Source organism: Pseudoalteromonas sp. T1lg22 (genome assembly GCF_002964645.1).
Classification (GTDB): Bacteria; Pseudomonadota; Gammaproteobacteria; order Enterobacterales; family Alteromonadaceae; genus Pseudoalteromonas.
Map to the genome: position 1 here is coordinate 155,984 of NZ_PQBY01000008.1, position 9,330 is coordinate 165,313.

At 48.8% G+C, this 9,330-nt stretch carries 10 protein-coding genes and 1 pseudogene; 5 read left to right on the plus strand and 6 right to left on the minus strand.

Translation table 11 applies throughout. The features are described from left to right. Positions 1-44 precede the first annotated feature (44 nt). Positions 45-845 (minus strand): UDP-2,3-diacylglucosamine diphosphatase, encoded by an 801-nt coding sequence (locus tag C2M24_RS05675; RefSeq protein ID WP_105199927.1) that lies wholly within the window; start codon positions 843-845, stop codon positions 45-47. A gap of 46 nt (positions 846-891) precedes the next feature. Here C2M24_RS05675 and C2M24_RS05680 point away from each other — a divergent pair, with 46 nt between their 5' ends. Beyond that, positions 892-1,296 carry a hypothetical protein gene (locus C2M24_RS05680; RefSeq protein ID WP_158683700.1) on the plus strand — a complete coding sequence of 135 codons (405 nt, stop codon included), beginning with the start codon at positions 892-894 and terminating at the stop codon, positions 1,294-1,296. A 79-nt stretch (positions 1,297-1,375) separates the two neighbouring features. Continuing rightward, on the plus strand, positions 1,376-1,603 hold the full coding sequence (locus C2M24_RS05685) for a DUF333 domain-containing protein (RefSeq protein ID WP_105199910.1): 228 nt from the start codon (positions 1,376-1,378) through the stop codon (positions 1,601-1,603). Positions 1,604-1,664: 61 nt separating this feature from the next. Here C2M24_RS05685 and C2M24_RS05690 read toward each other — a convergent pair whose 3' ends face one another. The 4 genes from C2M24_RS05690 to C2M24_RS05705 all read right to left on the minus strand — a co-directional run bounded on the left by C2M24_RS05690 (position 1,665) and on the right by C2M24_RS05705 (position 6,694). Beyond that, a complete protein-coding gene (locus C2M24_RS05690) occupies positions 1,665-3,392 on the minus strand; it encodes a proline--tRNA ligase (protein ID WP_105213612.1) in 1,728 nt (575 codons plus the stop codon). Positions 3,393-3,464: 72 nt separating this feature from the next. Further along, positions 3,465-4,172 (minus strand): tRNA (N6-threonylcarbamoyladenosine(37)-N6)-methyltransferase TrmO, encoded by a 708-nt coding sequence (gene tsaA, locus C2M24_RS05695; RefSeq protein WP_105199912.1) that lies wholly within the window; start codon positions 4,170-4,172, stop codon positions 3,465-3,467. Positions 4,173-4,299: 127 nt separating this feature from the next. Next, on the minus strand, positions 4,300-4,776 hold the full coding sequence (locus tag C2M24_RS05700) for an acyl-CoA thioesterase (protein WP_105213613.1): 477 nt from the start codon (positions 4,774-4,776) through the stop codon (positions 4,300-4,302). Positions 4,777-5,047: 271 nt separating this feature from the next. Then, positions 5,048-6,694 carry an electron transfer flavoprotein-ubiquinone oxidoreductase gene (locus C2M24_RS05705; protein WP_105213614.1) on the minus strand — a complete coding sequence of 549 codons (1,647 nt, stop codon included), beginning with the start codon at positions 6,692-6,694 and terminating at the stop codon, positions 5,048-5,050. Positions 6,695-6,924: 230 nt separating this feature from the next. Between C2M24_RS05705 and C2M24_RS05710 the strand changes: the two genes are divergently transcribed. The 3 genes and pseudogenes from C2M24_RS05710 to C2M24_RS05720 all read left to right on the plus strand — a co-directional run bounded on the left by C2M24_RS05710 (position 6,925) and on the right by C2M24_RS05720 (position 8,993). Beyond that, a complete protein-coding gene (locus tag C2M24_RS05710) occupies positions 6,925-7,677 on the plus strand; it encodes an electron transfer flavoprotein subunit beta/FixA family protein (protein WP_105199915.1) in 753 nt (250 codons plus the stop codon). Continuing rightward, a pseudogene (locus C2M24_RS05715) lies at positions 7,674-8,599 on the plus strand (electron transfer flavoprotein subunit alpha/FixB family protein). The gene C2M24_RS05710 and the pseudogene C2M24_RS05715 overlap by 4 nt, the downstream one beginning before the upstream one ends. Positions 8,600-8,681: 82 nt before the next feature. Further along, a complete protein-coding gene (locus C2M24_RS05720; RefSeq protein ID WP_105199917.1) occupies positions 8,682-8,993 on the plus strand; it encodes a DUF2845 domain-containing protein in 312 nt (103 codons plus the stop codon). A gap of 137 nt (positions 8,994-9,130) precedes the next feature. On the opposite strand, the gene C2M24_RS05725 is transcribed toward C2M24_RS05720, so the two are convergent. Beyond that, positions 9,131-9,330: tyrosine-type recombinase/integrase (locus C2M24_RS05725; RefSeq protein ID WP_158677933.1), on the minus strand; the 200-nt coding region annotated here is incomplete at its 5' end.

Below are 9,330 nucleotides of genomic sequence, written 5' to 3' on the forward strand. Positions count from 1 at the left end.
TTGGCCATTTTTGACGGATCAAATCAGGCCAAGGTAAGGTTAATTTAAGCCGCCTTACTGTTCACTTCAGCAAGGGTGTTGGTTGCCACCACATGCTGTGTATCAGACCAGTGTAGCAGCTCCATGCGACCATGCTCGTTTTCGACTAGGGCAGTGCAGTTTTCTATCCAATCGCCGTCATTACAATAAATGATGCCATCGCTGACACGTAGTTGCGGCTGATGTATATGGCCGCACACGATTCCGTCGTACCCTTGGCGCTTAGCTTCATGGATAGCGGCATTTTCAAACGCGGTTATCGCCGCCTGCGCCTTATGAACCCGCGCCTTGATCCAAGATGCCAGTGACCAGTAATTACCACCATAGAGGCGGCGAAAACGGTTATGCCAGCGATTTAAAAACAGCAAAAAGTCATAGGCGGCATCGCCTGCGACTCGGATCAGCCTGTTGTAGCGGGTCGCCGAGTCGAAATCATCCCCATGGAGAATTAAAAAGCGCTTGCCGTCATCCGTGGTATGCACAAACTGACGATGCACTTCCACCCCCATAAGGGTGTCCTGGTCGTAACGGCGAAAGGTTTCATCATGGTTGCCCGGCACATAAATAACGCGAGTGCCTTCATCGGCTTTGGCTTTTAGGGCTTCAAGCACATGGTAATGGCTGGGATGCCAGAAAAAGCGACGTTTCATCGACCAAAGGTCGACAATATCACCGACTAAATAAAGTCGGTCGCACTTTATGCTGTTTAAGAAGTCCAATAGATATTGAGCCTTACAGTCTTTGTAGCCCAAGTGTACATCTGATATAAAAACGGCTCGGTAGTAGGTGCGCTTATTCGTATCCATAATCAGGTTCATCCCAGAGTAATAGAATCCAGCCTAGGAGGCGCGAATGACAATAAGAAGTCTAAAAAAAGAACAATCCATGACAATGCTGGTGCTGCTATTGTTGTTCTTTCTCGGAGGATGCAAGTCCACTGTAAGTAGCGGCGACGCATTTGTCGGTGTCGACTTTATTAACCGCACCGGGGTGGCATTGAGGGACGTTAAGCTGGCGGTGTTAGAAGGCAGCACGGCTCATGTCAGTTGCACTCATGTTGATACTGCAGCCCAGTGCGGCACGGGATTCCCGGCGCACAGCTACCATGGCGAACAGTTACGTTTAAGCTATTATCAAGGTACGGATCTTAAAAGTCATGTGTTTAATATCAAGGTGCCCGAAGAAGGGGCTCAGTTTTATCGAGTGCAAATTCGTGTAACGGCATTGGCACCCGATGTATCGGTATTAAAGCAATAAGAAATAAATAACAGGAGTTAGTCAATTTGCGTTAGCTGCAAAATTTGATGTGGTAATACCAAGGATTAAGGAGGCACAGATGCGTGTAGTTATAATGCTAGTGTCACTGTGTGTTGTTGCCGCTTGCGAGCAGCAGCCAGCCACCGAATTGCAGCCGGGCGATATGGGCAATCCAGCGATACGCTTTTGCGTTGAGCAGGGCGGACATTACCTAAGTGAAGGTAGAGCTGCTAATCGGCGACAGTATTGTGTCTTGGATGATGGCACCAAGGTCGATATGTGGGAGTTTTATCGAGACTATCAATGACATTAAAAAAGCCAGTCCTGAGACTGGCTTTTCTTTTGCTTACTTAGTTGCGCCTTGCGACCTAGTCTTGTTGCAGCTGGGCAACAATAGCGGCCACCGCATCGTCGATTTTAAGCATGGTTTTCTCACCGGTACGGCGGTTTTTCAGCTCAACTTCGTCGTTATCTAGGTTACGCTCGCCAATAACCAGGGTATAAGGTACACCTAGCAATTCCATGTCGTTAAACATTACGCCCGGGCGCTCTTTACGGTCGTCGAACAACACATCCACACCCGCTTGTTGCAGCTCGCTATAAAAACGCTCGGCAATATCAGGAATACGGTGTGACTTGTGCATATTCATAGGCACAATGGCAACCTCGAACGGGGCGATATTCTTAGGCCAGATAATGCCGTACTGGTCGTTATTCTGCTCGATGGCAGCGGCGACCACTCGGCTAACGCCGATACCGTAACAACCCATGGTCATGATTTGGTTTTTACCGTCTTCACCCAACACGCCGGCATTCATTGCTTCTGAGTATTTGGTTCCAAGCTGGAAGATATGACCCACTTCGATACCGCGCTTAATGCTCAGGGTACCCTGACCACAAGGGCTTGGATCGCCTTCAACCACGTTACGGATGTCGGCAACTTCATAGCCAGTTACATCGCGGTCCCAGTTGATGCCGCTGTAGTGCACATCATCGCTGTTGGCACCGGCAACAAAGTCAGCCATTACTGCCGCACTGCGGTCAACAATGATTGGCACAGTAAGGCCTACCGGTCCAAGTGAACCAGGACGAGCGCCAACGGTGGCTACTATGTCTTCTTCTTTGGCCATTTCCAGCGGTGAGAACACACCGGCCAGCTTTTCGGCTTTCAATTCGTTCAGTTCATGGTCGCCACGCAATACTAGGGCTACCAGACCACGCTCGCCTTGCTCGTTTTCTTCGCCGTAAACGAACAGGGTTTTAACGCCGCGGTGTGGTTTAACACCATAGTGCTCTTTTAGCTCGGCAATGGTTTTGGCATTAGGGGTGTCGAACTTTTGCAGCTCTTTACTTGGCTCAGGGCGTGCATCAACAGGAGCCAAGGCCTCTGCCTTTTCGATGTTGGCGGCGTAATCACTGCCGTCACTAAAGGCGATGGCGTCTTCACCAGACTCGGCCAGTACGTGGAACTCATGCGAGAAGCTGCCGCCGATAGAGCCGGTATCGGCCAATACAGGGCGGTAATCCAGACCCAAACGGTCGAAGATATTACAGTAAGCCTGGTGCAGCTTTTCATAGGTCTGCGCCAAACATTCTTCGCCTAGGTGGAAAGAGTAGGCGTCTTTCATCATAAACTCGCGTGAGCGCATGATGCCAAAGCGCGGGCGAATTTCATCGCGCACCTTGGTTTGAATTTGATACAGGGTGATAGGTAACTGCTTATAGCTGCTTACTTCACGACGAATGCAATCTGTGATCACTTCTTCGTGTGTCGGACCCAAGGCAAACGGGCGATTATGACGGTCTTCAATACGTAGTAGCTCGGGGCCATATTGCTCCCAACGACCCGACTCCTGCCATAGCTCGGCGGGTTGGATAATGGGCATCAGCATTTCGATGGCGCCGGCCTTGTTCATTTCTTCACGAACAATGTTTTCTACTTTCTTAAGTACTTTTACCCCGGTCGGAAGCCAGGTGTACAGGCCCGAGGCCAATTTGCGGATCATCCCGGCGCGAAGCATAAGCTGGTGGCTTACCACCTCGGCATCTGAAGGCGTTTCTTTCAGGGTCGCAAGTAAATACTGACTGGTACGCATGAAGGTTCCGTTTTGTTATTAGTAAATAGATATGGGCGCTAGTTTAGCAGCGCTGCGCCCGTGGGCAAAGCGCTAAAGTGGCGATATTTGCTCGACATGATTATGCTCGCCGTCAACCTGCCAGCGAATATTAAAATCATACAAGGTCATGCCGTAACTTTGCGTCCCTTCTTTGTTTTTCTTATAGGCCGGACGTGGGTCCTGCTGCAACACTTGGGTAATAAAGGTTTCTAGTTGCAACGCCGGATCAAGGGTAGCGATAAAGGCCAGAGCCTGCTCGGAAAAACTGACCGTCATCTGAGTTTGCGGGCGGGTGTCGGCAAAACCGGCGCTGGCATCGGGCAGAGCGTCGGAATAAGGCAGGTAGGGCTTAATATCCAGCACCGGAGTGCCATCAAGCAGGTCGACGCCACCGAGCTGTAATGTGACTTGGCCGTTTGCATAATCAACACCAAGCAGCTCCACCGCACTCATGCCTATGGCATTGGGGCGAAAGGTGGCGCGGGTGGCAAACACACCTTTGCGCGCATTACCGCCTAAACGGGGCGGGCGCACCAAGGCCGAATAGCCTTTATCTGCGGTTTCATGAAAGCGAAACAACACCCAGATATGGGTGAATTCTTCAATGCCGCGCACAAATTCTTCGTGATTAAACTCGCCCGTCAGCACCAACTGGGCGCGAGCGGTATCCACTAAGCGTGGCTGCCTGGGAATGGCAAACTTTTGTTTATAGGGTGAGCGGATATGGCCTATGGCGTCGATGGCAAAAGATGTGGTCACGGCAATACTATTAGGTGTTAAATAAGCGCGCCAGTGTATCGGCGGCGCCGGTTAAATTCAAGGGCTGGCGCGAGCCTTAGGTGCCAGCGACAATATTAAGGCTAGCCCTGAGGGCGGACCCTGAGGGTTAACCCTTGTCCGTGGTTTGCTGCAGCAGGTTTTCCGTTTCTATGGCGATTTCTTTCATCCGTATGGCATAGGCTTCGAGGCGTTTTTGCTCTGTGGTTTTGGCGACAAACTCGGGGACTTCTACCGGGTAGCCGGCTTGATCCATGGCGACAAAGCTGATCACGCAATGATTGGTTTCCACCATGTGCTGGGTTTTTGGGTCGCCACAGCGCACCTGAATAAATATTTGCATACTGGTTTTGCCGGTGTGGGCGATACAGGCCTCAACCTCAATCAGTTGGCCAACAAGTACAGGGCGGCTGAATTTGACCCCGGCCACTGACACGGTCACACAATAATGACCGCTCCAACCAGCGGCACAGGCGTAACCGGCCTGATCTATCCATTTCATTACCACACCGCCATGCACCTTGCCGCCAAAGTTGACGTCGGTGGGCTCGGCTAAAAAGCGAAAGGTCACTGATTGTTGTGGCATTGTTCTTCCTCGACTGCGTAAGTGCTTATTAATAGTATAGTAAATGTTTGAATTTGGGCACAAAAAAGGGGCTGACGCCCCAGTTGCAACTTAGGATGTAGAAAAGGTTTATACCAATTCTGTTAGGTATGTGATCAGAGATAGCGCTGGATAAATGAGATGATCACAAGGCGGAATTTTTCTTATGTAGTTATTCTACATCGAAAAATTCCAACGCCGTGAGCATGATATTTAGCCCGCTAGAATGATTAGCTATTTAAGTGAATTGGTATTACATATTTGGATAGTTTGGACCGCCAGCGCCTTCTGGTGTTACCCAGGTGATATTTTGACTCGGGTCTTTAATATCACAGGTTTTACAGTGCACACAGTTTTGCGCATTGATCACAAATTTAGGCTCGCCTTCGGTGCTATCCACTTCGTAAACACCCGCCGGGCAATAACGCTGTGCCGGTTCATCATAACGGGCCAGGTTCACCTTGATAGGGATACTGGCATCTTTAAGTTTAAGATGACAAGGCTGCGATTCTTCGTGATTGGTATTGGATAAAAATACCGACGACAATTTATCGAAGCTTAGCTGACCATCCGGTTTTGGATAGTCGATTTTTGGCGCCTGAGCAGCCGGTAACAAGGTGGCGTAATCCGGCGTATTATCCTTAAAGGTGAAGGGTAATTTACCGGCAAACAGGTTTTGATCTAGGGTGTTATAAGCACCGCCAAAGAACTTACCCAGCTTGTGCATGGCCGGACCAAAGTTACGCGAGCGGTATAACTCATCATACAACCAGGACGCTTTAAAACGCTCGGCAAAATCCGTCAGTTCTGTGTGTTCTTGACCCGCTTGCAGGGCTGCAAATATGCTCTCTGCGGCTAGCATGCCAGATTTCATCGCCGTGTGATTACCCTTGATCTTGGCAAAGTTCAGGGTACCGGCATCACAGCCTACCAATAAACCGCCAGGGAAGTGCATCTTAGGTAAAGAATGCAAACCGCCTTTGGCAATGGCGCGGGCACCATAAGCCAGGCGCTTACCGCCGCTAAGGACATCGGCAAACACCGGATGATGCTTCATGCGCTGGAATTCATCAAATGGACTTAGGTGTGGGTTTGAATAGTTCAAATCCACGATTAAACCAACCACGACCTGGTTTTCTTCGGCATGATACATAAATGCACCGCCGCTGGTATCACCGGATAAAGGCCAACCCGTACCATGGATTACTTTACCTTCGTGGTGTTTATCCGCATCTATCTGCCAGATTTCTTTAAAGCCGATACCATAATGCTGCACCGAGCTGTTCGCATCCAGGGCGAATTGATTGATTAACTGCTTGCCCAGGTGACCACGGCAGCCTTCGGCAAAGATGGTGTACTTGGCGCGCAGTTCCATGCCCGGCATATAGCCCGGCTTTTCGTTGCCGTCTTTGTCCAGACCCATATCGCCGGTAATAATGCCTTTAACCGTATCGTCTTCGATAATAAGGTCATGGGCACTAAAGCCAGGGAAAATTTCTACCCCAAGCTGCTCGGCTTGCTCGGCCAAAAAGCGACAAACGTTACCCATGGAAACAATGTAGTTACCATTATTATGGAAGGTTTTAGGAACCATAAAGTGGGGCAGGGACTTGGCGCTTTTCTCGTCGTTGAACCAATAGATCTCATCTTCGGTCACTGCTGTGGTTACCGGAGCGCCTAGCTCCTTCCAATTTGGCAACAGCTCGTCAAGGGCCTTGGTTTCAAATACGGCGCCGGAGAGAATATGGGCACCGACTTCCGAGCCTTTCTCTACCACGCATATCATTAATTCTTGTTGTTGTTCTTGTGCAAGCTGCGCAAGTTTAATGGCGCTGGCAAGGCCGCTAGGCCCTGCGCCTACGATCACCACGTCAAATTCCATGGTCTCACGTTCTACCATAATAATCCCCTGCTATTGATGACGGTCAAAGTGTTACGAAATGCAAATTAATCGTTACACAAAAGATAGTGCTCCAAGGTTATTTTAGGTTGACGTTTACGTCAACAGGAAGTACGCTGATTTCATCAAAATAAATAAGTTTACGTTAACGTCAGGTTGTGGTGTCAAAATAGTGATTATGCGGGTTTTAGCCGTATTCCCACCTTCCTGCGTCTCTATTAGGAGCATATATGAAAGTATTAGTGCCCATTAAACGTGTAATCGATTACAACGTAAAAGTACGCGTTAAGGCCGATAAAAGTGATGTGGATTTGGCCAATGTAAAAATGGCGATGAACCCATTTTGTGAAATTGCCATCGAAGAGGCCATACGTTTAAAAGAAGCGGGTAAAGCGACTGAAGTAGTGGCCGTCACTATTGGTGATAAATCCGCTCAAGAGCAACTGCGTACCGCATTAGCCTTGGGTGCTGATAGCGCTATTCATATCGAAACTGAAGATAAGCTGGACTCACTGCATGTGGCCAAGTTGCTTGATAAGGTCATTGACGAACAGCAGCCAGATTTGGTGATTTTAGGTAAGCAAAGTATTGATGCCGATAATAACCAAACAGGTCAAATGCTGGCAGCACTGCGCGGTTGGCCGCAAGGCACCTTCGCCTCAAAAGTAGAATTAAACGACGGAAAGGTGAATGTGACCCGTGAAGTAGACGGTGGTCTGCAAACCGTGGCACTCACACTGCCGGCGATAGTGACAACGGATCTGCGTTTGAACGAGCCTCGTTATGCATCTTTACCTAACATCATGAAGGCTAAACGTAAGCCGTTGGATGTTAAAAATGCAGCCGACATGGGTGTTGATCTTACCCCTCGCGTGCAATTGGTAAGCGTTGAAGAGCCAAGTCAGCGCCAAGGTGGTGTGATCGTTGAAGACGTAGCAACCCTGGTCAGTAAGTTGAAGAATGAAGCGAAGGTGGTGTCATGAAATCATTAGTTATTGCTGAACACGAATACGGTCAACTAAAGCCGGAAACGGCAAAAACAGTGCATGCGGCCGCTAAAGTTGGCGCCGATATCGACCTACTTCTGATTGGTGAAGGCTTGGAGGCTGCGGCTCAAGAGCAAGCACTATCAGTGGCGTAAGCCGCGTTCTGGTAGCCGACAGCGCTGAGTACGCGCATCAACTTGCGGAAAATTGTGCCGACCTAGTGGTTAAGCTAAGCGCTGATTACAGCCATATCTTCGCCAGCGCCACCACCACAGGCAAAAACATGATGCCACGTGTTGCCGCGTTACTGGATAAAGCACAGGTATCGGACATTATTGACGTAATCGATGCCGAAACCTTTAAGCGTCCGATTTATGCCGGTAATGCCATTGCTACGGTTAAGTCGTTGGAGTCTCAGCACATCATCACCGTACGTGCCAGTGCCTTTGATATTGCCGAGCAGGGCGGCGGCGCACCGATTGAAGCCATTGCTGATGTGATTGCCTCTAGCAACAGCGCATTTGTATCAAAAGAGCAGACCGAGTCTGAGCGCCCTGAACTTACCGCTGCCGATGTGATCATCTCGGGTGGTCGTGGTATGCAAAACGGTGAGAACTTCAAACTGCTTGAAGGTATTGCCGATAAGCTAGGTGCCGCCATTGGTGCTTCTCGCGCCGCGGTAGACGCAGGTTTCGTACCTAACGATATGCAGGTTGGTCAAACGGGTAAAATCGTTGCTCCTAACCTTTACATTGCCGTGGGTATTAGTGGTGCCATTCAACACCTGGCAGGTATGAAAGACTCTAAGGTGATTGTGGCCATCAACAAAGACCCGGATGCACCTATCTTCCAGGTGGCCGACTATGGTCTGGTTGCGGATCTATTCGAGGTATTACCTGAGCTTGAAGCCGCTCTGTAATTGATCCTAGATAAAAAAAGCCTGTATAAGCTATTCTTATACGGGCTTTTTTTATGCTGATTTTTATCTACAAGGAGAGTGTATGAAAAACGTCATCTACTTATTGCTGATTTTTTGCAGCGCTATGGCGCTTGCTGGGCAAAGCTTCCGTTTGGCGGATGGCGACCTGGTTTATACTGGTATGAATAAAATAGAAATACTTGATAAGCTGGGTGAGCCGTTAATGAAGGATGTGCAAAGCATCGGTGTAGACAAAGGAGATGGCTTTGCTGGTAAGAAAACCGAAATTTGGTCTTATCGATTGCAAGGTGATATTGGCGGCGAATACTTGGTATCTGTCACCTTTAAAGGCGATAAAGTAACAAGTATAAATTCCAAGCAACGTAATCGTTGATGGATAACTGTGAGAGAGTAATAAAGTCTCATACCAAGTAATAAAGATTCATACTGAGTATTAAAGTATCATACTAAAATGGCAGCGATCGTAATCGATACGCTGCCATTCCTAAATCGAAAATGCCCCAAAATAAGCTAGAAAATTTTGCTCAAAGGGCTAACAACACCGTTTGCGCCTTGCTGTAAAACATGAGTATAAATCTGAGTGGTTTTAACGTCTGAATGACCCAGTTGACTTTGGACTGTGCGAATGTCTGCTCCTGATTGCAAAAGATGAGTCGCGAACGAGTGTCTAAACGTATGTGGTGTAATTAACTTTGTAATCCCCGACTGTT

What these genes read in the sequence shown, in the direction of transcription:
- C2M24_RS05705 (WP_105213614.1), bottom strand. Translation starts at nt 6,694, where the DNA reads ATGGTAGAACGTGAGACCATGGAATTTGACGTGGTGATCGTAGGCGCA.
- C2M24_RS05690 (WP_105213612.1), bottom strand. Translation starts at nt 3,392, where the DNA reads ATGCGTACCAGTCAGTATTTACTTGCGACCCTGAAAGAAACGCCTTCA.
- C2M24_RS05700 (WP_105213613.1), bottom strand. Translation starts at nt 4,776, where the DNA reads ATGCCACAACAATCAGTGACCTTTCGCTTTTTAGCCGAGCCCACCGAC.
- C2M24_RS05720 (WP_105199917.1), top strand. Translation starts at nt 8,682, where the DNA reads ATGAAAAACGTCATCTACTTATTGCTGATTTTTTGCAGCGCTATGGCG.
- C2M24_RS05680 (WP_158683700.1), top strand. Translation starts at nt 892, where the DNA reads ATGACAATAAGAAGTCTAAAAAAAGAACAATCCATGACAATGCTGGTG.
- C2M24_RS05675 (WP_105199927.1), bottom strand. Translation starts at nt 845, where the DNA reads ATGGATACGAATAAGCGCACCTACTACCGAGCCGTTTTTATATCAGAT.
- C2M24_RS05685 (WP_105199910.1), top strand. Translation starts at nt 1,376, where the DNA reads ATGCGTGTAGTTATAATGCTAGTGTCACTGTGTGTTGTTGCCGCTTGC.
- C2M24_RS05710 (WP_105199915.1), top strand. Translation starts at nt 6,925, where the DNA reads ATGAAAGTATTAGTGCCCATTAAACGTGTAATCGATTACAACGTAAAA.